The sequence below is a fragment of the Streptomyces lacaronensis genome, from assembly GCF_047337785.1.
In the GTDB taxonomy this organism is placed as follows: Bacteria; Actinomycetota; Actinomycetes; order Streptomycetales; family Streptomycetaceae; genus Streptomyces; species Streptomyces lycopersici.
Genome location: NZ_JBLHDK010000003.1, coordinates 6,568,037 through 6,591,674 on the forward strand (window position 1 = coordinate 6,568,037; position 23,638 = coordinate 6,591,674).

General features: G+C 70.6%; 23 protein-coding genes and 1 riboswitch. Of the genes, 10 read left to right on the forward strand and 13 right to left on the reverse strand.

Annotation, left to right across the window (positions count from 1 at the left end; all coding sequences use genetic code 11):
- Positions 1-35: 35 nt before the first annotated feature.
- The gene (locus tag ACMTAK_RS28595) at positions 36-1,514 is read right to left on the reverse strand and encodes an alpha,alpha-trehalose-phosphate synthase (UDP-forming) (RefSeq protein ID WP_413808835.1); all 1,479 of its coding nucleotides are present in this window, start codon (positions 1,512-1,514) and stop codon (positions 36-38) included.
- Positions 1,515-1,671: 157 nt separating this feature from the next.
- Positions 1,672-2,619, reverse strand: a complete 948-nt coding sequence (locus ACMTAK_RS28600) for a glucosyl-3-phosphoglycerate synthase (protein ID WP_413813016.1) — start codon at positions 2,617-2,619, stop codon at positions 1,672-1,674.
- Positions 2,620-2,818: 199 nt separating this feature from the next.
- Positions 2,819-2,960: riboswitch (SAM riboswitch) on the forward strand.
- Positions 2,961-2,978: 18 nt separating this feature from the next.
- Between ACMTAK_RS28600 and thrC the strand changes: the two genes are divergently transcribed.
- The 4 genes from thrC to groL all read left to right on the forward strand — a co-directional run bounded on the left by thrC (position 2,979) and on the right by groL (position 7,236).
- Entirely contained in the window at positions 2,979-4,271 is a 1,293-nt protein-coding gene (gene thrC, locus ACMTAK_RS28605; RefSeq protein ID WP_413808836.1) for a threonine synthase, read from the forward strand.
- Complete coding sequence (locus ACMTAK_RS28610; protein WP_413808837.1) at positions 4,268-4,546, forward strand: MoaD/ThiS family protein; 279 nt, start codon at positions 4,268-4,270, stop codon at positions 4,544-4,546. Before thrC ends, ACMTAK_RS28610 begins: the two co-directional genes overlap by 4 nt.
- Positions 4,547-4,964: 418 nt before the next feature.
- On the forward strand, positions 4,965-5,171 hold the full coding sequence (locus tag ACMTAK_RS28615; protein ID WP_009716982.1) for a cold-shock protein: 207 nt from the start codon (positions 4,965-4,967) through the stop codon (positions 5,169-5,171).
- A 439-nt stretch (positions 5,172-5,610) separates the two neighbouring features.
- Entirely contained in the window at positions 5,611-7,236 is a 1,626-nt protein-coding gene (gene groL / locus ACMTAK_RS28620; RefSeq protein WP_413808838.1) for a chaperonin GroEL, read from the forward strand.
- A gap of 220 nt (positions 7,237-7,456) precedes the next feature.
- Here the strand turns inward: groL and murQ are convergent, their stop codons facing one another.
- The gene (gene murQ, locus ACMTAK_RS28625; RefSeq protein WP_413808839.1) at positions 7,457-8,389 is read right to left on the reverse strand and encodes an N-acetylmuramic acid 6-phosphate etherase; all 933 of its coding nucleotides are present in this window, start codon (positions 8,387-8,389) and stop codon (positions 7,457-7,459) included.
- Positions 8,390-8,611: 222 nt separating this feature from the next.
- Positions 8,612-9,577 carry a MurR/RpiR family transcriptional regulator gene (locus tag ACMTAK_RS28630; RefSeq protein WP_413808840.1) on the reverse strand — a complete coding sequence of 322 codons (966 nt, stop codon included), beginning with the start codon at positions 9,575-9,577 and terminating at the stop codon, positions 8,612-8,614.
- Positions 9,578-9,755: 178 nt separating this feature from the next.
- Here ACMTAK_RS28630 and ACMTAK_RS28635 point away from each other — a divergent pair, with 178 nt between their 5' ends.
- Entirely contained in the window at positions 9,756-10,112 is a 357-nt protein-coding gene (locus ACMTAK_RS28635) for a hypothetical protein (RefSeq protein ID WP_413808841.1), read from the forward strand.
- Positions 10,112-10,384 (forward strand): DUF4031 domain-containing protein, encoded by a 273-nt coding sequence (locus tag ACMTAK_RS28640; protein WP_307110297.1) that lies wholly within the window; start codon positions 10,112-10,114, stop codon positions 10,382-10,384. Before ACMTAK_RS28635 ends, ACMTAK_RS28640 begins: the two co-directional genes overlap by 1 nt.
- Positions 10,385-10,654: 270 nt before the next feature.
- Here ACMTAK_RS28640 and ACMTAK_RS28645 read toward each other — a convergent pair whose 3' ends face one another.
- Positions 10,655-11,905, reverse strand: a complete 1,251-nt coding sequence (locus ACMTAK_RS28645) for a Cmx/CmrA family chloramphenicol efflux MFS transporter (RefSeq protein WP_413808842.1) — start codon at positions 11,903-11,905, stop codon at positions 10,655-10,657.
- Positions 11,906-12,129: 224 nt separating this feature from the next.
- Here ACMTAK_RS28645 and ACMTAK_RS28650 point away from each other — a divergent pair, with 224 nt between their 5' ends.
- On the forward strand, positions 12,130-13,557 hold the full coding sequence (locus tag ACMTAK_RS28650; RefSeq protein WP_413813017.1) for an HNH endonuclease signature motif containing protein: 1,428 nt from the start codon (positions 12,130-12,132) through the stop codon (positions 13,555-13,557).
- On the opposite strand, the gene ACMTAK_RS28655 is transcribed toward ACMTAK_RS28650, so the two are convergent.
- The gene (locus ACMTAK_RS28655) at positions 13,551-13,877 is read right to left on the reverse strand and encodes a hypothetical protein (protein ID WP_413808843.1); all 327 of its coding nucleotides are present in this window, start codon (positions 13,875-13,877) and stop codon (positions 13,551-13,553) included. The two genes, ACMTAK_RS28650 and ACMTAK_RS28655, sit on opposite strands and share 7 nt — an antisense overlap.
- Positions 13,878-14,049: 172 nt before the next feature.
- Here ACMTAK_RS28655 and ACMTAK_RS28660 point away from each other — a divergent pair, with 172 nt between their 5' ends.
- Together ACMTAK_RS28660 and ACMTAK_RS28665 are read left to right on the forward strand one after the other, a co-directional pair.
- Entirely contained in the window at positions 14,050-14,883 is an 834-nt protein-coding gene (locus ACMTAK_RS28660) for a helix-turn-helix domain-containing protein (RefSeq protein ID WP_413808844.1), read from the forward strand.
- Positions 14,880-15,104 carry a DUF397 domain-containing protein gene (locus tag ACMTAK_RS28665; protein WP_413808845.1) on the forward strand — a complete coding sequence of 75 codons (225 nt, stop codon included), beginning with the start codon at positions 14,880-14,882 and terminating at the stop codon, positions 15,102-15,104. The genes ACMTAK_RS28660 and ACMTAK_RS28665 overlap by 4 nt, the downstream gene beginning before the upstream one ends.
- 12 nt (positions 15,105-15,116) lie before the next feature.
- Here the strand turns inward: ACMTAK_RS28665 and ACMTAK_RS28670 are convergent, their stop codons facing one another.
- The 4 genes from ACMTAK_RS28670 to ACMTAK_RS28675 form a co-directional block, all read right to left on the reverse strand.
- Positions 15,117-15,524, reverse strand: a complete 408-nt coding sequence (locus tag ACMTAK_RS28670; protein WP_461773820.1) for a wHTH domain-containing protein — start codon at positions 15,522-15,524, stop codon at positions 15,117-15,119.
- Entirely contained in the window at positions 15,488-15,952 is a 465-nt protein-coding gene (locus tag ACMTAK_RS52690; RefSeq protein WP_461773821.1) for a wHTH domain-containing protein, read from the reverse strand. Before ACMTAK_RS52690 ends, ACMTAK_RS28670 begins: the two co-directional genes overlap by 37 nt.
- A gap of 101 nt (positions 15,953-16,053) precedes the next feature.
- Positions 16,054-16,386, reverse strand: a complete 333-nt coding sequence (locus ACMTAK_RS52695) for a hypothetical protein (protein ID WP_461773822.1) — start codon at positions 16,384-16,386, stop codon at positions 16,054-16,056.
- 369 nt (positions 16,387-16,755) lie between these two features.
- Positions 16,756-17,427 carry an HD domain-containing protein gene (locus ACMTAK_RS28675; RefSeq protein WP_413808847.1) on the reverse strand — a complete coding sequence of 224 codons (672 nt, stop codon included), beginning with the start codon at positions 17,425-17,427 and terminating at the stop codon, positions 16,756-16,758.
- Between the two features lie 165 nt (positions 17,428-17,592).
- Here ACMTAK_RS28675 and ACMTAK_RS28680 point away from each other — a divergent pair, with 165 nt between their 5' ends.
- Positions 17,593-18,315: a copper homeostasis protein CutC gene (locus ACMTAK_RS28680; RefSeq protein ID WP_413808848.1), complete on the forward strand. Its 723-nt coding sequence runs from the start codon at positions 17,593-17,595 to the stop codon at positions 18,313-18,315.
- Between the two features lie 230 nt (positions 18,316-18,545).
- Here ACMTAK_RS28680 and ACMTAK_RS28685 read toward each other — a convergent pair whose 3' ends face one another.
- The 3 genes from ACMTAK_RS28685 to ACMTAK_RS28695 all read right to left on the reverse strand — a co-directional run bounded on the left by ACMTAK_RS28685 (position 18,546) and on the right by ACMTAK_RS28695 (position 23,309).
- Positions 18,546-20,732, reverse strand: coding sequence for a HelD family protein (locus ACMTAK_RS28685; RefSeq protein WP_413813018.1), 2,187 nt, complete (start codon positions 20,730-20,732; stop codon positions 18,546-18,548).
- Positions 20,733-20,983: 251 nt separating this feature from the next.
- A complete protein-coding gene (locus ACMTAK_RS28690) occupies positions 20,984-21,466 on the reverse strand; it encodes a hypothetical protein (protein ID WP_413808849.1) in 483 nt (160 codons plus the stop codon).
- A gap of 193 nt (positions 21,467-21,659) precedes the next feature.
- Entirely contained in the window at positions 21,660-23,309 is a 1,650-nt protein-coding gene (locus tag ACMTAK_RS28695; protein WP_413808850.1) for a DNA repair helicase XPB, read from the reverse strand.
- Positions 23,310-23,638 lie beyond the last annotated feature (329 nt).

Here is a 23,638-nt window from a genome sequence, read left to right on the forward strand (position 1 = left end):
TGGCCGCTACCCACCCGAACCCGGACAGTGCCGGTCTACAGCGCCCGCAGCTGCGCCAGGAACCATGCCTGTGGCGGTAGCGCGGTCGCCGCGGCGGCGAGTCGCTTCGTGCGGTCCGCGCGCTCGCCGTCGCTCATGCGCAGGGCCTCGTGCAGCGCGCGGGCCGTGCCCTCCACGTCGTACGGGTTCACCACCAGCGCGTCCTCGCCCAGCTCGGCGTACGCGCCGGCCTCCCGGGACAGCACCAGCGCGCAGCCCCGCTCGGAGACCACCGGGACCTCCTTGGCCACCAGGTTCATCCCGTCCCGGATGGGGTTGACCAGTGCCACGTCCGCCAGCCGGTAGGCCGCGAGGGACCGGGCGAAGTCGTCCTTCACATGCAGGGCGACCGGGGTCCAGCCCTCCGTGCCGTACTCCTCGTTGATCTCGTCCGCGATCCGTCGCACCCGCTCGGTGTAGTCGCGGTAGACCGCGAGGTCCTGGCGCGAGGGGTAGGCGAAGGCGACATGCACCACGCGCTCGCGCCACTCGGGGCGGGTCTCCAGCAGCCGCCGATAGGCCAGCAGCCCGCGCACGATGTTCTTGGACAGCTCGGTACGGTCCACCCGGACGATCGACTTCCGGCCCGGCCCGATCTGCGCCCGCAGACTGCTCAGCCGTTCGTCCACATCGGCCTGGCGCGACCGCTCCCGCAGGAAGTCCGCGTCCGCGCCCAGGCCGTGGACGCCCAGCCGGGTCTCCCGGCCCTCGAAGCGGACGGCCGTCGCCATACCGCCGCCGCCACCGTCCCCGTCGCCGCCACCGTCCCGGACGATCTCCGCGCCCAGCACCGCCGCGCAGCAGTCGGCGAAGGCGGTGGCCCAGCGCTCGGTGAGGAACGCGGCGCGGTCGCCGCCGAGGATGCCGCGCAGCACGCCGCCCGCGACCTCGTCGGGCAGCAGCCGGTAGTAGTCCGGCGGGGCCCACGGGGTGTGGGAGAAGTGACCGATCCGCAGATCGGGGCGGCGCTCGCGGAGCATCGCGGGCACCAGCGCCAGGTGGTAGTCCTGCACCAGGACGACGGCCTCGTCCACCGCCTCCTGGGCGAGCGCGTCCGCGAAGGCAGCGTTATAGCTCTCGTAGGCCGCCCACTGCTCGGCGAACTCCGCGTCGAAGACCGGCTCGACCGGGGTCTGGTAGAGCAGGTGGTGGATGAACCACAACACCGAATTGGCGACACCGTTGTACGCGGCGGCGAAGACGTCCGGCGCGATGTCGAGCATCCGCACCTGCTGGCCGCCGGTGTCACCGGGGTTCAGATGGCTGTCCCCGGCCCGCCGAGCCGCCTCGCGGTCGCCCTCGCCGAGCGCCGCGCACACCCACACCCCGCCCGACTCGGGGCCGATCGCGCTGAGCCCGGAGACCAGCCCGCCACCGCCGCGCCGGGCGGTGAGCGAGCCGTCCTCGCCCAGGGTGTACGAGACCGGGCCGCGGTTGGACGCGACCAGGATCGGGGCGGTGCGCGGAACTGCCATGTCGCGAGCCTAGCCAGGCGCGGCCCCGCGCAAACGTACGTACGGTTTCTTGCCCCGTAGGTGCTATTCCGGTTCCGGCCACGTAACCGCCAACGCGCTATCCGTCCCTAACCGCCAAGGCGCTGCCCCTCCGGAGGCGCCGAGCCGCGGCCCGGCGTCACGCCGCGCGCCGCGCCGTGTACTCCGGGATCTCGATCATCGGCGGCCGCTCCTCGGTGTCCACGGCCGTGGTGCGCGGCTCGAAGCCGTTCTCGCCCCGGTCGAACTGGGTCAGCCGCGGCCGCACCAAGTGGCCCCGGGCCAGCCGCAGCTGTGCGGTTCGGTAGATCGCGGCCGCCATCCGGCCGAGCGCCTGCCCGTCCTGGTGGCGGTGTTTGCGTACCCCGATGTCCACCTGGCCGAGCGCGTCGAGCCCCACCGTGTGCAGCGCGTCGACCAGCAGCCCGAGCTCGACGCCGTAGCCGACCGGGAAGGGCAGCCGCTCCAGCAGCGAGCGGCGCGCCGCGTACTCCCCGCCCAGCGGCTGGACGAATCCGGCCAACTGGGGCCAGTGCAGATTCAGCAGCGGGCGGGCGACCAGCTCGGTGACCCGGCCGCCCTGGCCCGCCACCTCGCCGAGCGGGCGGTCGTACATGCCCTTGACCAGCTCCAGCGTGGGGTCGGTCAGCAGCGGACCGACGATCCCCGAGACAAAGCGCGGTTCGAATTCCCGTAGGTCGGCGTCGATGAAGCAGACGATGTCGCCGCTCGTGGCGAGCAGGGACCGCCACAGCACCTCGCCCTTGCCGGGCAGCGCGGGCAGCCGGGGCAGCAGCGAGTCGCGGGGGACGACGGTGGCGCCCGCCGCCGCGGCGACCTCGGCGGTGCGGTCCGTGGAATCGGAGTCCACCACCACCAGCTCGTCCACCAGCGGCGTCGCCTCGCCCATCAGCTCACGCCGGATCGTGTCGGCGATCTCGCCGACCGTGGCCTCCTCGTTCAGGGCGGGCAGGACCACGCTCACCGTCGTCGCCGCGGCCCGCTTCGCGGCCAGCAGGCGATCCAGCGGACGGTCGTCGGCAGACCAGGAGCGACGCTTCAGCCAGCGCTCCACCTCATCCAGCACCTGTGTGTCTCCCCTGCTGTGATCGCTGTGATCCATCTCGCGCATCGGACGGCTAGCTCAACCATCCGGGCCTTCGGTTACAGTCTTGAACAACGCACATGGCCGTCGTATGTCGGGGTCGACCTCGGTGTTTACCGAGGTACCGACGTATCGGCGAAGCCCGTGCCGACAAACGCCCCGGGCCCGCCCGGCGCCATACCGCTCATCCAGAGGGGCAGAGGGAACGGCCCGTTGAAGCCCCGGCAACCCTCCAGCTGATCTCGCATTCCGCAGCGAGGCTCCCAGCTCGGGAAGGTGCCAATTCCGTCTCGTGGCGAAATGCGTCGCGAGGAAGATGAGGAGAAAGGGCCTCGCCATCCATGGCTGTGCAGTCAGTAGAAAGCTCAACCACTTCCTCCGCCTCCGGTGCCTTCGGCCCCGCCGTCGCATTGTCCTGCCGGGAGTGCGGTGAGCGGTTCGAGCTGGGTCCGATCTTCGCGTGCGAGTCCTGTTTCGGGCCCCTCGAGGTCGCGTACGAGCTTCCGGCCGACGACCCGGAGGGGCTGCGCCGGCGGATCGAGGCCGGCCCGAACAGCATCTGGCGCTACGCCCCGCTGCTGCCCGTCCCGGCGGACGTGGCGGATCTGCCGAGCCTGAACCCCGGCTTCACCAAGCTGGTCAAGGCCGACCACCTCGCCCGTGAGCTCGGCGTCACCGGTGAGCTGCACATCAAGGACGACTCCGGGAACCCGACCCACTCCTTCAAGGACCGGGTCGTCGCCATCGCCGTCCAGGCCGCCCGCACCTTCGGCTTCACCACCCTCTCCTGCTCCTCCACTGGCAACCTCGCCGGTGCGGTGGGCGCCGCGGCCGCCCGCGCGGGCTTCCGCTCCTGCGTCTTCATCCCGCACGACCTGGAGGCGGGCAAGGTCGTCATGGCCGCGGTCTACGGCGGCGAGCTGGTCGGCATCGAGGGCAACTACGACGACGTCAACCGCTTCTGCAGCGAGCTGATCGGCGACCCGGCGGGCGAGGGCTGGGGCTTCGTCAACGTCAATCTGCGGCCGTACTACGGCGAGGGCTCCAAGACCCTGGCGTACGAGATCTGCGAGCAGCTCGGCTGGCGGCTGCCGGACCAGATCGTCGTCCCGATCGCCTCCGGCTCTCAGCTCACCAAGATCGACAAGGGGCTGAAGGAGCTGGTCGCGATCGGGCTGGTCGAGGACAGGCCCTACAAGATCTTCGGCGCCCAGGCCGAGGGCTGCTCCCCGGTCTCCGTCGCCTTCAAGGCGGGCCATGACGTCGTCCGGCCGCAGAAGCCGCGGACCATCGCCAAGTCGCTGGCCATCGGCAACCCCGCGGACGGCCCGTACGTCCTGGACATCGCCCGCCGTACGGGCGGCGCGGTGGAGGACGTGAACGACGAGCAGATCGTCGACGCCATCAAGCTGCTGGCCCGCACCGAGGGGATCTTCGCGGAGACCGCGGGCGGCGTGACCGTCGGCGTGACCAAGAAGCTGATCGAGGACGGTCTGCTCGACCCGTCCCTGACGACCGTCGTGCTCAACACCGGCGACGGCCTCAAGACCCTCGACGCGGTGGCCCCCACCACGGGTCCCTCCGCCATCATCCGCCCCACCCTTGACTCGTTCCGAGAGGCTGGACTCGCATGAGCGTCAACGTCCGAATCCCGACCATCCTGCGCACCTACACCGGCGGCCAGGCCGAGGTCTCCGCCGTGGGCGCGACCCTGGCCGAGGTCCTGGCGGACTTGGAGAAGAACCACGCGGGCATCTCGGCCCGCGTCCTGGACGACACCGGCAAGCTCCGCCGCTTCGTGAACGTCTACGTCAACGACGACGACGTCCGCTTCGCCGACGGCCTGGCCACGGCGACCCCGGACGGCGCCGGGATCTCGATCATCCCGGCGGTCGCGGGCGGCTGCTGACTCCGCGTCCACCCGCTCACCCCTCCTCACCTTTGGCATCGCCCCGTCCGGGGACAACCGGACGGGGCGATTCCGTCTGTGGAATCGCGATACAGTTGCCCGGATTCCCCGACGGCTCCGGGGTCGGAGCCACATATGAGAACTCGTCAAGTTGTGCGTAAAGTGTGAGCGCGAATTGTCGGGTTGGTTCCTTATGTCCGGCCCGGCTTGCCCGAACTTCACGTAATTTCTCACTTTTAACCGTTCGACCGTGCCCAGAATTCTCGTCCGATTGACCTGTTGCAGAGGGCGTTGGGACGGATACATTCAGCGGCGGTCGACGCGTTCCGGCGCACACCCCCCACATCCGGGGGGTGAGGTCTGACCCGGGTCCGCGGAGTGCGGTCCTGCGCAAGGGCCAGCAATAGGGGAGTTAGGAATGGCTCAGGGCACCGTCAAGTGGTTCAACGCGGAGAAGGGGTACGGCTTCATCGCGGTCGACGGTGGTGCGGACGTGTTCGTCCACTACAGCGCGATCCAGATGGACGGGTACCGCACCCTCGAGGAAGGCCAGCGGGTCGAGTTCGAGATCTCGCAGGGCCAGAAGGGCCCGCAGGCCGACATGGTCCGCGTGGCCGTAGGCTGACGCGCCGACGCGACGCAGCTGAAACGAACAAGTCCGTAGGGTCCGTGTCCCCAACAGGGTACGGACCCTTCGGCATGCCTGCAGGGTACGGACCCTACGGCATGCCTGGCGCCATGGCTCCCCATGCCCTACCGCCCCTTCGGGCGCTTGCGCCCACCCGTCACCCGGCCACCACCCCCCAAGGACGCCCTTCGGGCGCTTGCGCCCACCCGTCACCCGGCCACCACCCCCCAAGGACGCCCTTCGGGCGCTTGCACTCTATAGGTCCGAGTGCTAATCATTGGCGTTAGCACTCTGACGTTGAGAGTGACAGAAGGACCGGGTCGGTGAGGCCCGCCAGGCCATGCGGGGTAAGGAACCGCGCGGCAGGTAGGCCGTCCGTCGCGGGCGCCAGCGCGGTCCGGAGCAATCCACCCCGTCTCTGGGAGGACCACTTCACATGGCCAAAATCATCGCGTTCGACGAGGAGGCGCGGCGCGGCCTCGAGCGCGGGATGAACCAGCTCGCCGACGCCGTCAAGGTCACCCTCGGCCCCAAGGGCCGTAACGTCGTCCTCGAGAAGAAGTGGGGCGCCCCCACGATCACCAACGATGGTGTTTCCATCGCCAAGGAGATCGAGCTCGAGGACGCGTACGAGAAGATCGGCGCCGAGCTGGTCAAGGAGGTCGCGAAGAAGACGGACGACGTCGCCGGTGACGGCACGACGACCGCGACCGTCCTGGCCCAGGCGCTGGTCAAGGAAGGCCTCCGCAACGTCGCCGCGGGCGCCAACCCGATGGCGCTCAAGCGCGGTATCGAGAAGGCCGTCGAGGCCGTCTCCGCCCAGCTGCTCGAGCAGGCCAAGGACGTGGAGACCAAGGAGCAGATCGCCTCCACCGCCTCCATCTCCGCCGCCGACACCCAGATCGGCGAGCTCATCGCCGAGGCGATGGACAAGGTCGGCAAGGAAGGTGTCATCACCGTCGAGGAGTCGCAGACCTTCGGGCTCGAGCTCGAGCTCACCGAGGGCATGCGCTTCGACAAGGGCTACATCTCCCCGTACTTCGCGACGGACATGGAGCGTATGGAGGCGTCGCTCGACGACCCGTACATCCTGATCGTCAACTCCAAGATCAGCAGCGTGAAGGACCTCCTCCCGCTGCTGGAGAAGGTCATGCAGTCGGGCAAGCCGCTGCTGATCATCGCCGAGGACGTCGAGGGCGAGGCCCTGGCGACCCTGGTCGTCAACAAGATCCGTGGCACCTTCAAGTCCGTCGCCGTCAAGGCCCCGGGCTTCGGTGACCGCCGTAAGGCCATGCTCGGTGACATCGCCATCCTTACCGGTGGCACCGTCATCTCCGAGGAGGTCGGCCTCAAGCTGGAGAACGCCGGTCTCGACCTGCTCGGCCGTGCCCGCAAGGTCACGGTCACCAAGGACGAGACCACGATCGTGGACGGCGCCGGCGACACCGAGCAGGTGCAGGGCCGCGTCAACCAGATCCGCGCCGAGATCGAGTCCTCGGACTCGGACTACGACCGCGAGAAGCTCCAGGAGCGCCTGGCGAAGCTGGCCGGCGGCGTGGCCGTCATCAAGGCCGGTGCCGCCACCGAGGTCGAGCTCAAGGAGCGCAAGCACCGCATCGAGGACGCGGTGCGCAACGCCAAGGCCGCCGTCGAGGAGGGCATCGTCGCCGGTGGTGGCGTGGCCCTGCTCCAGACCGTCTCGGTCTTCGAGAAGCTGGAGCTCGAGGGCGACGAGGCCACCGGTGCCCAGGCCGTGCGCCTGGCCCTGGAGGCCCCGCTGAAGCAGATCGCGGTCAACGCCGGTCTCGAGGGCGGCGTCGTGGTCGAGAAGGTGCGCAACCTGACCCCGGGTCACGGCCTCAACGCCGCGACCGGTGAGTACGTGGACCTGATCGCCGAGGGCATCATCGACCCGGCCAAGGTCACGCGCTCCGCGCTGCAGAACGCCGCGTCGATCGCCGCGCTGTTCCTCACCACCGAGGCCGTCATCGCCGACAAGCCGGAGAAGGCCGCCCCGGCGGGCGCTCCGGGCGGCATGCCGGGCGGTGACATGGACTTCTGATCGACTCGGCGCGTTCGTTCGCCGGTCGGTCGTACCGTCCACACGTCGGGGCGGCACCCTCTCCCAGGGGTGCCGCCCCGACGGCGTATCGGGGGCCGTGCGTATCCGGGCTCCGTGCGTATCCGGGCTCCGTGCGTATCCAGACCCTGTGCGTATCCAGACCCTGCGCGGATGCGGGCCCTGCGCGGATGCGGGGCCCACCCTCGGGCCCACCCTGGGCTCACCCCGTGGCCGCCTCCAGGGCGGCGCGCAGATGGCCGTGCGCCTCGGCGAGGAGCTTTTCGGCGGTCGGGGCGTCCACCTCGCCCAGGATGGTGAGGATCGCGTTCTTCACCTCGCCGTCCGTGGCCGCCAGTGCGCTCTCGATCCGCTCGTCGGAGGCGCCGGTCGCCAGGAAGACGATCCTCCGTGAACGGGCGCGCAGCTTGTCGTTGGAGGCGCGCACGTCGACCATCAGGTTCCCGAAGGTCTTGCCCAGCCGGATCATGGTGATGGTCGAGATCATGTTGAGCACCAGCTTCTGGGCCGTGCCCGACTTCAGCCGGGTCGAGCCGGTGAGCAGCTCCGGCCCCACGATGATCTCGATGCCGTGGTCGGCCGCGGCGGCGAGCGCCGAACCGGCGTTGCAGGACAGCCCGACGGTGAGCGCGCCGCGCCGCCGGGCGTGCTCGACCGCGCCCACGGCGTACGGGGTGCGGCCGGAGGCCGAGACGCCGACCACGGTGTCGTCGGGCCCGATGTCCAGCCGGTCGAGGTCCCGGGCGGCCAGCTCCGCGCTGTCCTCCGCGCCCTCGACCGAGGTCACCATGGCGTCCGGGCCACCCGCGATCACCCCGACGACCTGCTCGGGACGGGTGTTGAAGGTGGGCGGGCACTCGCTCGCGTCGAGCACCCCGAGCCGCCCGGCGGTGCCCGCGCCCGTATAGAGGAGGCGGCCGCCACGGGACATCCGTACGGCGATGGCGTCGATGGCGGCGGCGATGCGGGGGAGCTGACCGGCGACGGCGGTGGGGACGGCGGCGTCCTCCGCGTTCATGATCTGGGCGATCTCAAGGGTTTCGAGCCGGTCGATCTCGGCGAGTTCGGGGCGGAACGCCTCGGTGGTCAGGGTGTCGAGCTGGGCGCGGAGCCGTGCGGAGTCGGCGGTAGTCATGGCGAAGCGGCTCTTTCCGGTACGTCAGCGTGAGGGTGGGGGTGGGGGTGGGGGTGGGGGTGGGGTGACGGTGACTTGGAAGGGCAGTCACCGGGCGAAGCAGTGACCGGTATCGGAGGTCGGAGCGCGAGGGCGGGACCGGGCGGTACCGGCAGGCAGGACCGGCGGGCGGTCCGCCGGGCGGTACCGGCAGCCAGGACCGTCGGGCGGGACCGGCCGGGCTCAGCGGTGCCCGGGACGCGGATCGTGGCGGTGCGCGAGCGCCTCGTACGACGCGGAGAGCGCGGGCGCGGCCGATTCGTACGTCCGCTGGGCGACCCCTATGAACAGGCAGTCCACCACCAGCAGCTGGCTGGTCCGGCTGGACATGGCCGCCGGGCGCAGCTCGCTCTCGCGGGCCGTGGAGGTGGTGAGCACCAGGTCCGCGTACTGCGCGACCTCGCCGTTCGGCCGCCCCGTGATCGCGACGGTGGTCGCCCCGTGCTCGAAGGCCACCCGCAGCGGTTCGATGACGTCCGTCGTACGCCCGGAGTGGGTGATCGCGATGGCGACGTCGCCGGAGTGCAGCTGGACCGCGTTGGTGACCGCAAGGTGCGGATCGGCGTGGGCGTGGGCTATCAGCCCGATGCGCAGCAGCTTCTGGACCAGGTCCTGGCCGACCAGGCTGGACGCCCCGATCCCGTACACATCGATCCGGCGGGCGGCGGCCAGCGCCGAGACGGCCGCCTCGACCTGGCTGGTGTCCAGCCCGGCGGCGGTGTCGGCCAGACACTGCTGCTCCTCCCGCGCCAGCTTGGTGACCACGTCGGCGATCGGATCGTCCACCGCGATGTCCGCGGTGACGGCCGGGGCCCGGCCGGCGGCCTGCTGGGCGGCGAGCGCGGCGAGCGCGAGGCGCAGATCCCGGTATCCGGGGTAGCCGAGCAGCCGGGAGGTGCGGACCACGGTGGCCTCACTGGTGCCGGTCCGCTCGGCGAGCCCGGTGACGGTGAGCGCCGCGCAACCGGCCGGATCGCCCGCCACGGCTTCGGCGACGCGGTGCATGGAGCGGGTCATGGAGGGAGCTAACGTGCGGACCTTGGCGGCGAGGGCGGCCGGGGCGGGTGGGACGGAGGGGATGGAGGGGATGGAGGAGGCGGGGGAGACGGGGGAGACGGGCGGTGTGGCGTCGGGCTGCGGAGGAGGCATGAAAGTTTCCTTCAGGTCGCTACTCAACTGCGAAAATTATTTCCGGCCACGGTGCTCGTCAACCCTCCGAACGACGACGCGACGGGTCGGCGAGCGGCCGCGGGGCGAGCCCGGGCCGACCAGGACTGCGGACGAAACGAACAGGCGCTGGGAGGAAGCAAAGGTGACAATGGGACCCATGAAGCTCGAACAGGCACTGCACGCGGCCCGCGCCCTCGTCCTGGCCGACCTCGCGGCGGGGGAGGTCGCCCGCGCCGACATCGTCTCGCTGGTCGAAGACGCGATCGCGCACCGGCGGTGGTGGGTCGAGCAGTGGCCGGAAGGCGTCGCGTACGTGGCCGGTCTGGTCGCCCAGGACGTCCAGGACGCCCTGCTGGAACGGTACGGCCGCTGGCCGCTGTGCCCCGTCTGCACCCAGGGCGGCGACCTCCACGCCCTCGACGTGGAGCCCGAGTTGGGCTCCGACCCGCACTGGGTCTGTGGCAAGACGGCGGTCGCGGTGGCGCCCGTGGGATCGCTGGGTACCACCCTCTGATGGCTGTCCTGATCGACCCGCCCTCGTGGCCGGGCCACGGTCGCCTGTGGTCCCATCTCGTCAGCGATGTCTCCTACGCCGAACTCCACGCCTTCGCCGCCCGCATCGGCGCCCCGCGCCGAGGCTTCGACCGCGACCACTACGACGTGCCGAGCGAGCTGTACGCGGAGGCGGTACGGGCGGGCGCGGAGGAGGTCGGCAGCAAGGAACTCCTCCGCCGCCTCAAGGCCGCGGGCCTCCGCCGCCCCAAGCGGGCCGCGAACGTGGACTGACCGAGATGGACGGGCCTGCGACCCGCCCTGCCATTCGGCCGCCTTGCCGACTGCCCGACCTGCCGCCTTGCCGCCCTGCCCGACCTGCCGCCTTGCCGCCCTGCCGACTGCCCGACCTGCCGCCCTGCTGACCTGCCGCCCGGCGCGGCGACAACGGGTGTGTTCGCCGCCGCTCGTGCTGCCCCGAGCGGATGAGGGCGTGCCCCGCGCGGCTGAGGGCGTGCCCCGCGCGGGCGGTGTCGCCGTACCTGCGCAGCGAGGTGGGGTCTCTCAGCGCGTGCTGCGCGACGGGTCGGAGGCCAGGTCGTGGGCCGTTTCCGTACCCGCTGGGGAACTCGTCGCCGACGCGGCGATGACACGCGAGGCGCCCGCCGTCCGGTGCAGCCGCATCGCGGCGACCGTCGTCACCGCGCCCGTACCGGCGAGGGCCGCGCCCGTCCAGGCCACGGCCGGGTAGCCCCAACCCGCGTCGATGACGAGGCCGCCGAGCCACGGGCCCACCGTGTTGCCGATGTTGAAGGCGGAGGTGTTCGTCGCGCCCGCGAGCGTGGGCGCGGCGTTGGCGAGGTTGAACATCCGGGCGTTGAGCGCGGGCGCCGTGAAGAAGGCGGTGAAGCCGAGCATCAGCGCCAGGCTCACGGCCGCGACCGCGCTGTGCGCGGTCAGCGCCAGCGCGCTCAGCACGACCGTCGAGGCGATGATGCCCCCGAACATCGTGCCGAACAGATGCGCGTCCGCGATCCGCCCGCCGATCACCGTACCCAGCAGCGCGCCGACCCCGAACAGCGCGAGCACGGTCGGCACCCAGCCCTCGTCCAGCCCCGCCACGTCCGTCAGCAGCGGCCCGAGGTAGGAGAACAGGCAGAAGACCGCGCCACCACTCAGCGCGGTGGCGGCCAGCGCCAGCCACACCTGCCGGTCGCGGTAGATACGCAACTCGGCCCGCAGCCGCGGCTGGTCGTCCCCGGTCGGCACCTCCGTACGCGGTACGAGCGCGACGACCCCGGCCAGCCCGAGCACCGACAGCCCGGCCACCGCCCAGAAGGCGGCCCGCCACCCCGCGTGTTGCCCGAGGAACGCCCCGGCCGGGACCCCGGCGATGTTCGCGATGCTCAGCCCGCCGACCATCACCGCCATCGCCTTGGCCCGCGCGTTCACCGGCACCAGCGACACCGCCACCGCGGCGCCCACGGCCCAGAACCCGGCGCACGCGAGCGCGCTCACCACCCGGGACGCGAACAGCACCCCGTACGACGGCGCCACCGCCCCCGCGATCTGCCCGAGCCCGAACACCGCCAGCAGCGCCAGCAGCGTCGTCCGCCGCGGCAACCGCAACGTGGCCGCCGCCAGCACCGGCGCCCCGACCACCATCCCGATCGCGAACGCCGATATCAGCAGCCCGGCCGTGGGGATCGACACCCCCATGTCCCGCGCGACGGGTTGCAGCAGCCCGGACAGCATGAACTCGGAGGTACCGAGCGCGAAGACGGACAGTCCGAGGACGTAGACCGCCAGGGGCATGCGGGAGCGAGCGGAATCCGCTGGGGAGGAGGGCATGCCAGGCCAACGTCGTGGAACGACGTCGGCATTCCTGCGCGGAACATCGGGATGTGCGCTTCTCGAACGTTCACTCGATGGTGTGGACTGACGGTTCTGATCTGGTTTCGTCACGCTGAGTGAGGAAGGATGGAGATGTGAACCCGCTGGGGGAGGCGGGGCAAGGAGATCACTGGGGGGTGATCGACATGACGGAGGAGACGACCAGCGAACTGAACGGCCCGGGCGCGCCGGACGAATGGGCCGCCTATCTGGCAACGGCGGCCCCGGGGCCGGAGACCGCATCCGTACTGCCGGTCCTGGACGCGGAGAAGCTGTCCCGCACCGGCCGGATCGACGCGCTGAGAGCCCTGGAGCGTCATACGGGGTGGATCCAGGCGCACCAGGCCCAGATCCTGGCCGCGTTGGAAGCGGACACCGAGGCGGAGCTTCCGGCAGCAGTACGGGATCGCGATACGGAAGCCGCCTGGAACTTCACCTGCGAGGAAGTCGCCTGTGCGCTGAAGCTGTCCGGCACGACGGCCGCGAAGCGCCTGGAAGTCGCCCGCGAGCTCGACCGCCACTACCCCACCACGCTGGGGATGCTGGAGCGCGGTGAGATCTGCTACATGCAGGCGGTAGCCGTCACTGAGGCATGCGCAGTCCTGGACCCGGAGGTGGCGGGACAGGTCGAGGCCGCCTTGGTGGAGAAGATGCCAGGCATGGCCACCGGCCAGACCCGCCGCGCTCTGGCCCGCGAGATCCTACGAGCCGATCCGCACGGGGCCGAGCAGCGCCATCAGGCACGTAAGTGCGAGCGGCAGATGGTCCACTACCCGAAGGACGACGGCATGGCGCTCTGGGGCGCCACCCTCCCGGCCGAACAGGCCGCCGCCATGAACGCCGCTGTGGACGCCCACGCCGCCACCCTGCCCGACGAGGGCCGCAACCTGGAACAGAAGCGGGTGGACGCCCTGGTCGACCTGGTGCTCAACCGTACTGACCCGGGTGCGGCGACTTCAGGTATGCGGGCTTCAGACGAACCGGCCTCGGGCGAGTCAACCCCGAGCGGGTCGGCCCCGGACAGGCCGATCACAAGTGGGCCGATCACAAGTAGGCCGACCGCAGGCGGCCGCTCGGCGACGGTGGTCCAGGTCACCGTCCCCTTGGACGTCCTGATCGGCGACAGCGACGACCCGGCCCAGCTCAAGGGCTACGGCCCGATCACCGCAGGGCAGGCCCGAAGGATCGCCTTCGCCAAGGGCACGGTCTGGCACCGCCTGATCATCGAACCGAAGACGGGGATGCTGATCAAGACCGACCCCACTACCTACAAACCCACCGCCGAAACCGAGCGTCATGTCATCGCGCGCGACGCCCACTGCACCTTCCCGACCTGCCGTATGCCCGCTCGGCGATGCGACCTGGACCATGTCGAGCCGTTCAACCACCACGACCCGGCGGCGGGCGGCCAGACGGTTCCGGAGAACCTCGGGGCGCTGTGCAGACGCCACCACCGCATGAAGACCCACCACCCCGGCTGGGCGGTGAAGCGCGACTCCCGGACCGGCACCACCACCTGGACCGCCCCTACTGGTCACACATACACCAACCGGCCCCATGACTACCGTCACTGATCGGTTCGGTTCCGCTCGTCGGCGCCGCGCTCGCCATGGACAAGGAGCCGTCCACCCCTGCTCTCTGCGACGCGCAACACGTCTGTCAGCGCCTCGGCCAACCGCCGGGCCAAAAAGCGGAGTTCACCACTTGTCGCGTTGTCCTCGTCGAGCAGAGCGCCGGCATGGGCCAGCAGTTGGGCGCCCATGGCGAGTTGGAGCGCCTCGATCTCGTCTGCTTTCCGGCTCAACCGGCTGTTGCTGTCGTCCGTCGCCAGGTAGCAGGGCTTGCCCTCCGGGCTGGGCCATGGCAGGAGGCGCAGGCCGTTCATGTCGTTCATGTCATCAGCTCCACTCGGCTGTTTCCGGCGACGCCGAGGTGCGCACCGCGTGTAGTCAATTGGTCACGCGGATAACGCGGCTGCCAATAGAATGAGACGCCTTGAACGGCAGCGCGCAAGGCCGTGACCTGCCGCGATGCTGGCCCTGATCACATAGCGAGAGGTCACGGCATTGGACGAGACGACCCCACCCGCTCACTTGAATCCGCTCCAGCGCTTCGGTCGTGACGTCAAGCAGGTGCGTCTCGCCCGCAAGCTCACGCAGAAGCGCCTGGGCTTGGCCGCTGGCTATTCAGAGGCGTACGTCAGCAGGGTGGAGGCCGGGAAGCTTCTGCCCAGACCCAGCGACAAGTTTGCGAAGGGCTGCGACCTCGCCTTCGGCACGGGAGAGTTGTTCGCGGGGATGCTTCGGCGGATCGATGAGGGCGACCATCCCTCGTGGTTCACCCCGTACCTCAACCTGGAACGGAAGGCGTCGCGGGTGCTGGACTACTCGACGAACCTCGTGATCGGCATCCTTCAGACGAAGGACTACGCGCGGGCCATCTTCCGGTCATCCCATCCGCGGGAAGAAGCTGAGGTGATCGAGGGCAAGGTCGCAGCGCGTCTGAGCCGGCGTGAGGTTTTCGAGCTGGAGACTCCGCCGCTCCTCTGGGTCATCCTGCACGAAGCGTGTCTGCGAACAGTGGTTGGCGGCGCCGACGTCATGACCGGGCAGCTTGAGTACCTGTTGACGGCGGCGGAGTCACCGCACATCAAGCTTCAGGTCATGCCGTTCTCGGCAGGAGCTCCCGCCGCACACGCGAAGCCCTTCACCTTGTTGCACTTCATCACGGATGCTCCCACGGTGCTCTACACCGAGACCCGGGTGGGCGGCAGAATGCACGACTCCGCGCAGACGGTCGCCAGTGCCCTGGATGACTATGATCTGCTCAGGGCGCATGCGCTGTCCCCGGATCGATCACTGAGCCTGATCAAGACCGTGTCGAAGGAGTACCGCGAATGAGCGCCGACTTGGATCTCACGGCTGCCCAATGGGTCAGGTCTTCCCACAGCGACGGCAGTGGCGGCCAATGCGTCGAGTTCTCCCCCACCTTCGCCCAGACCCACGGCGCCATCCCGGTCCGCGACTCCAAGAACCCCGACGGACCGACCCTGATCGTCTCGGCAACGGGCTGGTCGTCGTTCATATCGACCCTCATACGCGGCGAGTTCCGCACAACCTGATCCCCAGCGCTCTTACCCGAACCAGTCCTCCGCCTCGTGAGACATACCCAGCCCTGTCGCGACCTGGGCAGCCTCGCGGAAGGAGACGCGGTTCCTCATGGCGACGGAGGCGAGGGCGGGCAGAGAGATGCGCCTGGCGGGGTTCGCGTGGTGCGCGGGCGGGGTGGCTCTCGTCGGCGCGTTCGAGCCAAGGACCGCGTCGAGCTCTTCCTCAATGGCGATGTCCGCCGCGAGGTCTTCAGGGATTGGCTCCACGTCGAGACCGAGCCGGGTCAGACCATCGGTGATCTGTTCTGTCGTAAGACCGGTCAGCTGGGCGGCGGCGTAGAGGTGCTCTGCGGGGATGGGGGGTGCTGAGCGCGCCCCCGCGAGAGTGTGGGTTCTCAAGGAGCGGATGTCGCCAGGGGTGAGTGATTCCACGAGCGCGGTCTCCCCGCGACGTCGTAGCCAAGGGTGGTCAGGAGCTCTGCCAGACGTGGTAGAGACTCCGTTTGGCTATCGGATAGTTGGGCGAGGGTGAAGACGTCGCCCGGCTCATCCTCGGCGGGCCAGTCTCGTGAGCGAGCATCTCGACTGGTGAGCTCGGCCTTTGCCCGTGTCATGAACCCGGGTCCGGGCAGTGGGTCGGGTACCTGGAACCCCAGCTGGGACAGGCGCTCCGCGACATCGGGGACAGCTCGGCCCAAGTGGAGGGCGAGTGACGCCAACTGCCCCCGTGGCACCATCCGGTCGACTGGCAGGCCGTCCGACAGAATGACGCTGTCGTCGTCGTGGCTTGTGTCGAACTGCTCTGCCGTAGCGGAGACGGAGAACCCGGCTTCGGTCAGCACCCGCACTACGGCAGTCACCGGCCGGCTCAAGGCGAACGCGGTGGTGACGACTCGGGCTGTCGAGATCTCCTCGGCCTTGGCCGCGGGGACCCGTTCCGATTTGGTGCTCCGGAGCGACCTCAGCAGTTGGGCATCCTCAGAGGGCCAGGCGACACTTGCGTATGTCTGATCCGGTGTCTGATCCGGTACACGATAGCCGAGGCGCCGCAGACGTTCTGCAGCGTCGGCCGGGTGCGCTTGGCGAGCTCGCCGTCGTGCCAGGGATCTTCGCGTAGCGAGCCCGCGGCCGTTTCGTAGGCGACCGAAAGATGGGCGGCCAGCGAGACGGAGAAATCTTTGAGCGTGTCTCGCGCCGCGCACAGCTCCGGGTCGGTCCGTTCCCACGCCGGGTAGCCGGCGACCGCACGTACCCAAGGGTGCTCTCGGGCGTCGCGGACGGGGCCGGGCAGCACCGCGAAGCCCTGGACTCGCCTGGTGACGTTCCGACGTCCGTGCTGTCCCGAACAGCCTCCGCTTCCTGTACGAACAGGGCGAACTGCCCCGGAGAGCAGGCGTACACGTACGCGACCTTGCGGGTGGCGAAGACCTGCTGGAGGGCGTCGACGGTGGCGGCGAGGTTCTTGCGCAGCGGGCCGAGGGGGACCATGCGCAGTTGGGGGTTGCCTCCTCCGAGGATGCCCATCGAGTCGTCGTCGCCGTCCTCGGTCACCTCGACCCAGAAGGGGAGTGCCTGGTCATCGAGGTGTGCTGCGGTGTCGTCCATGCTGCCCCCCTGGCGTGCGCGGATGGCCCGTCAACATTAGAGCCGCGAACGGCACGTGTTATGCACTCAGCAGTTCCAGCTCGGTGGCCATGTTGTGGCGGGCGGAGGCCTCCCAGCGGTCGTGCCCGATGGGCGTGCGGAACAGACGGGACAGCCCCAGCAGATGGCGGAGGACGTTCGCGCGGCCTTCGCGGAAGGCGTCGTCGGGCACAAATCCGTACTCCTCGCGGACCGCCGCCGCGTAGGCGCCGTATGCCTCGGGGGAGCCCGCCAGGATGGCGAGGTCGGCGTCGCAGAGGACTTCGCCGTTGGTGTCGCCCTCGGCGGGGTCGTGGTCGCGGGTGAGGAGGACGAGGCGGACGGTTTCGGCCACGCGGGGCTCCGGGACGCCGGCTTCCGGGAGGGCGCGTTCGGCGAGGCGGGCGCTGCGTTCCTCGTTGGTAGAGCGGTCGGGGAGGTAGACGGCGTCGTGGAACCAGGCGGCGAGACGGATCGCGGCGGGGTCGGGGGCCTGGACGTGGGGGAGCAGTTCGTCCACCCGGTCCAGGACCGCGAGCAGGTGATCGGTGGTGTGGTAGCGGCGCTGGGGCTCGGCCCAGCGGGTCAGGAGGTCTTCGCCGTAGGGAACGGGAGACGGGGTCGTGGCGTCGCGGGCGCTGGTGAGGAGGTCCGTCCAGCGGGTGAGCAGCGCGTCATGGGCCGGATGGCGGGTGGGTGCGGGTGCGGGCATGGGCCAATTGTGGGGCAGCGGTTTGCAGCGCGTCATGGGTCGGATGGCGGGTGGGTGCGGGTGCGGGTGCGGATGTGGTTTGGGCGTGGGCGCGGGTGTGGGTGCGGGTGGGCCAATTGTGGGGCAGCGGTTTGCCCCCTTGTGCGGTGTGGCAAGCTGTCCTGCATGTCTAGACCATTGCTCGAGGTGATCGCCCTGACCCCTGCGGACGCGATCGCCGCACAGGCCGGAGGGGCGGACCGCCTTGAACTGGTCACCGACATGGCCGCCGACGGGCTCACCCCGTCCCGTGAGACCTTCGCCGCCGTTCGTTCGGCCGTCGATCTGCCGGTGCGGGTGATGCTCCGCGCGTCGGACGGCTTCGCGACCGGAAACGCGTTCGACGCGCTGTGCGAGGCCGCTGCCGCGCTGCACTCGGAGGGGGCGGACGAGTTCGTTCTGGGCTTCCTGGCCGACGACGGCGGGGTCGACCTGGCCGCCGTGACCGCGCTGACCGAGGTCGTGGGCGCGGGCGGCGGCGTGGACGAGAGCCGCTGGACCTTCCACCGGGCCATCGACCGCGCCGCCGATCGCGACGGCCTGCGCAAGCGGCTCGCCGACATCCCCGGCCTCGACACGTATCTCACCGCCGGGTCGGCGCGCGGCATGGACGACGGCCTGCCCACCCTGCTCGCCGAGGCCGAGCGGGCCGGTACCCCGGGCTATGAAGCGCGCATCATGGCGGGCGGCGGCCTGCGCCTCGACCACCTGCCCACCCTGCGCGCCGCCGGGATCAACGCCTTCCACATCGGCGGCGCGGCCCGCCCCGGCGGCTGGTCGGGCCCGGTGGACGCCATCGCGGTCGGCCAGTGGCGCACGACCTTGGACGCGCCGGTTCCGGTGGCCTGACCGGGAGGACGGGCTGGTTGGGGTGGCCTGACCGGGAGGACGGGCTGGTTGGGGTGGCCTGACCGGGAGGACGGGCTGGTTGGGGTGGCCTGACCGGGAGGACGGGCTGGTTGCGGTGGCCTGACCGGGAGGTCGACCGCCGAACCGCACCCCACCCCCGTCAGGCCGTCGGCCGCACCCGCACCTCCACCCCCGTCAGGCCGTCGGCCGCACCCGCACCCCCACCCCCGTCAGACCGCCGGCCGCTCCGCCAGCCGCTCCGGCAGCGGTGCCCCATGGACCACCGTCAGCCCCGAGACCGCGCGGGTCAGGGCCACGTACAGGCGGCGCAGCCCCGTGCGTTCGTCGGGTTCGCCGTCGACCACGGCGGCCGGTTCGTCCAGTACCACGTAGTCGTACTCCAGCCCCTTGGCCAGCGTCGCGGGGACGAGGGTGAGGCGGGACTCCGCGCTGGTCTCCTCGCCGGGGGTGAGGTGGGTCAGGCCCGCCGTGTCGAGGGCCTGGGCCAGTGCCGGGATGCGGGCGTCGGCCGCGATCAGCCCGATTGAGCCCTCGCGCCTCAGGGCCTCGTGGCAGGCGGCGATCACGGCCGTGTCCAGTTCGGCCGGGCCCACGGCCCGTACGGAGAAGTCGCCCGCCGCCTCGCGGATCGAGGTGGCCTCCGACAGGCCGGGGGCGATCGCGGGCAGCAGCCGGGAGGCGTACGCGATCACCTCGCGCGGCACCCGGAAGCCCTGGGTCAGCTCCTCGATCCCCGCCCCCTCCTTGCCGAGGTGGATCAGGGCCTCCTCCCAGCTGGCCGTCGCCCATGGGGTGGTGCCCTGCGCGATGTCGCCGAGCACGGTCGCCGAGCCGGTGCTGCAACGGCGGCCGACCGCGCGGTACTGCATGGGGGAGAGATCCTGCGCCTCGTCCAGGACCACATGGCCGAGGGAGGGGGTGCGCTCGATGAGATCGGCGGCCTCGTCGATCAGCACCAGGTCCGCCGGGGACCACTTCGCGGACTTCACCCCGCGCCCCGGCTTCGCCCACAGGACGGTCTTCTGCTCGTCGGCGTCGAGGACGCCGTCCGCGTGCTCGGCCAGGAAGTCGGCGTCGGAGAGCAGCCGCAGCACCAGCTTGGCCGGGTCGACCGGTGGCCAGATCGCTTTGACGGCCGCCTTCACGGCGGGGTTACGGGCCACCGCGTCCTGGACCCGGTCGTCGGGTGCCTCGCCCGCCTGCTCCATCCGGACGAGCACGGCGTGCGCGATGCGCTGCGGAAGCGCCTCGCGGGCCGCGCCGTAGCGGATGTCGCGGGTGAGCAACTCCTCGACGATCTCCTCCAGTTCGTACGCGGGCACCCGCCAGCGGCGTGAGCCGCGCACCACGACGCACGGCTCGGTGGGCCGGGTGACGTACGAGCGCAGGGCGCGGCGCAGCACCTCGGCCAGCCGGGCGTCGCCCTTGATACGGGCCGCGTCGGCGGAGTCGGCGCCCCGCGCCACCGCGCCCAGGGACGGCCGGGTCACCAGGTCCTCGACGGTCGCCTGCGCCACCTGCAACTCGCCGAGGGCGGGCAGAACCTGCTCGATGTAGTGGAGGAAGGAGCGGTTCGGGCCGATGACCAGGGTGCCGGAGCGGGCCAGCCGCTCGCGGTGCGCGTAGAGCAGATACGCCACCCGGTGCAGCCCCACGGCCGTCTTACCGGTGCCCGGCGCTCCCTGGACGCAGATGGTGCCGCCGATCCCCTGGCGGACGATCTCGTCCTGCTCCGGCTGGATCGTCGCCACGATGTCGCGCATCGGGCCGACGCGCGGGCGCTCGATCTCGGACTGGAGCAGCTTGCTGGTCTGCTCCCCCTCGGTGGGGTCGGAGAGCCGTTCGTCCTCGTACGCCGTCAACTCGCCGCCCGTATATCCGAAGCGGCGGCGCAGCCCGATGTCCATCGGCGCCTTCTTGGACGCCTGGTAGAAGGGCTGGGAGACGGGGGCACGCCAATCGATGACCATGGGGTCGCCGTCCGCGTCGTGCACATGGCGGCGGCCGATGTAAAAAGTGTCTGCTGAGCCGCCTCCGGCGGCGGGCCGCTCCCTCTCGACGCCCTCCGCCGTCCCCGCGCCCGGCGCGTGCAGATAGTCGAGGCGGCCGAAGAAGAGCGGGGTGTCGGCGAGGTCGGCGAGGGCCTTGATGCGCTCGCTGACCTGGTGGTGCAGGGCTTCGGCGTTGACCCAGTTCGCGGTGACGTCCCGGAGGTTGAGGGCCTCGACGTCGGCGCGCATGGCGCGCAGCGCGGCGCGGGACGCGGTCAGATGGGCGCGCTCCCGCGTGAGGGGGTCGACGAGCGGGTCCGCGAGGGGGCTCGCGAGCGGGTCCGAGACGGGCGCTGAGAGCGGCTCCGAGAGCGGATCTGGGTGGTCAGGGGCGTGCGAGGGCACGGCGTAGCCTCCGGCGAGCGAGTACACACAGGTGAGGTGAGTACGGAAAACGGGTGCGCGGGTACGGACGCGGACGCGGACGGACGCGCGATACGAGATGCCGACCGGTTTCCGTCCGGGCGGCGGCTCTCCCGTTCGGAACGCGGGAGGCGGCAAGACCGGCGATTGTAGCCAGGGCATGTCGGGGAGGCGAATGAATTATGACGGGGCCGGGGGAGCCGTCCCGGAGTCGGCTCCCCCGGCGGGACCAGTCAGGCGAGCCGCAGCGCGCGGAAGGTCACGCGCTGGTTGAACCACAGCAGCATCACCGTCGTCGCGCCCATCAGGACGGCGACGGCCAGATGCCCGGCTACCGAGGTGACCGGGGCACCGACGGCGGCGAGGACGAGATGGAGGCCGCCGCGGAGTGCGACCAACCCGATGACGATCTTCCGGGTGTGGGAGTTCCTGAGCATCGCGCGCATCAGCTTCATCCGGCGGCGCAGCACGGTCGCCCCGACGACGATGTTCACCAGGGCGATCCCGATGAGCACCATCCAGGCGTCGTCCCACGCCTTGGTCAGGTCGTACGCGGCCCCCATGACGCCCTCGAAGCCGAAGAACCACAGCGGCAGCGGCTTGATCCCGCTCGGGTCGATGTCGGCGGTCTCGCCCTTGGCCTTGCTCTTGCCCTTGGTTTCGCCCTTGGCCATCGCCTCGGTCTCGGCCTTGCGATTACGGATGCTGATGGCCATGTCCCCCGCCCTTTCGGCGTCATGTGGTGCCGTGTCCTGCTGACACCCACGATCCTTCCGGGCGGGGGACGCCCCGGGCAGAGCCGCCAATCACCGGCCTCTCATGACAGAAGTCATGGGGCATGGGGGCATGGGGGTCATGGGCCATGGGGGCATGGGTGACCGGCGACGGCCCGAACGTCACGCCCGAACGTCAGACGTCCTCGTCCGCGAGCAGCTCGCTCGCGTCCACGATCCGGTACGCGTACCCCTGCTCGGCCAGGAACCGCTGGCGGTGCGCCGCGAAGTCCTGGTCGATCGTGTCGCGCGCGACCACCGAGTAGAAGACCGCCGGGTGGCCGTCGGCCTTCGGGCGCAGCACCCGGCCGAGCCGCTGGGCCTCCTCCTGGCGGGAGCCGAACGTGCCGGAGACCTGGATGGCGACCGTGGCCTCCGGGAGGTCGATGGAGAAGTTGGCGACCTTCGAGACGACGAGCACCGACAGCTCGCCCTGCCGGAAGGCGTCGAAGAGCTTCTCCCGCTGGGCGTTGGTGGTCTCGCCCTTGATGACGGGCGCGTCCAGGTGCTCGCCCAACTCGTCGAGCTGATCGATGTACTGCCCGATGACCAGCGTCTGCTGCCCCTTGTGGCGGGCGACCAGCGCCTCGGTGATCCGCCGCTTGGAGTCGGTCGTGGCGCAGTAGCGGTACTTCTCGTCGGTCTCGGCGGTCGCGTACGCCAGCCGCTCGGCCTCGGTCAGATTGACCCGGACCTCGACACAGTCGGCGGGCGCGATGTAGCCCTGCGCCTCGATCTCCTTCCAGGGCGCGTCGAAGCGCTTCGGCCCGATGAGGGAGAAGACATCGGACTCCCGGCCGTCCTCCCGGACGAGCGTCGCCGTGAGCCCGAGCCGCCGCCGCGCCTGGAGATCGGCGGTGAACTTGAAGACGGGCGCCGGCAGCAGATGCACCTCGTCGTAGACGATCAGGCCCCAGTCGCGGGAGTCGAACAGCTCGAGGTGTGGGTAGATGCCCTTCCGCTTGGTGGTGAGCACCTGGTACGTGGCGATGGTGATCGGGCGGATCTCCTTCCGCGTACCGCTGTACTCACCGATCTCCTCCTCGGTGAGCGAGGTGCGGCGCACCAGCTCGTGCTTCCACTGGCGGGCGGAGACGGTGTTGGTGACCAGGATCAGCGTGGTCGACTTGGCGGTGGCCATCGCACCCGCCCCGACCAGCGTCTTTCCGGCGCCGCAGGGCAGCACGACGACGCCCGAGCCACCGTGCCAGAAGCCCTCCACGGCCTGCGTCTGATACGGCCGCAGCGCCCAGCCGTCCTCGCGCAGCTCGATGGGGTGCGCCTCGCCGTCCACATAGCCGGCCAGGTCCTCGGCGGGCCAGCCCAGCTTCAGCAGCGCCTGCTTGATCTGGCCGCGCTCGGAGGGGTGGACGACGACGGTCTCCGGGTCGATCCGGGCCCCGACCAGCGGCTGGATCTTCTTCGACCGCAGGATCTCCTCGAGGATCGGGCGGTCGCTGGTCTCCAGGACCAGCCCGTGGGTGGGGTGCTTGAGCAGCCGCAGCCGCCCGTAGCGGGCCATGGTCTCCGCGACGTCCACGAGCAGGGCGTGCGGGACCGGGTAGCGGGAGTACGCGACGAGGGCGTCCACGACCTGCTCGGCGTCGTGCCCGGCGGCGCGGGCGTTCCACAGCCCGAGCGGGGTTACCCGGTAGGTGTGGATGTGCTCGGGCGCTCGCTCCAGCTCGGCGAAGGGCGCGATGGCGCGGCGGCAGGCGCCCGCCTGCTCGTGATCCACCTCGAGCAGGAGCGTCTTGTCGCTTTGGACGATGAGGGGTCCATTCACGCGCCTGGGTCCTTTCGTGCTGGCCGGCCAAAGAACCAGTGTCCCCCATCGAGAAGGCGTGGCGGAGAGGGAGAGGGATACGGGGCGCAGCGCGACGGGGATTTGTGGCGGAGAGCAACAGGGACACTCCGGACGGCCAGGGACAAGCGGCGAAGACGGATACGGACCGACGGAGCGGCGACAACGGGGCCATGGGCGGGAGGCGAGGCCCTGTGATCAGCATCGCTGGATGGGAGATCCGGCGGACGGCGCTCGGCCACGCCCCGCACCCGCGCCGCCGCCACTGGTGGCACTGGTGGCACCGGTGGCACCGGTGGACCCGGTGGACC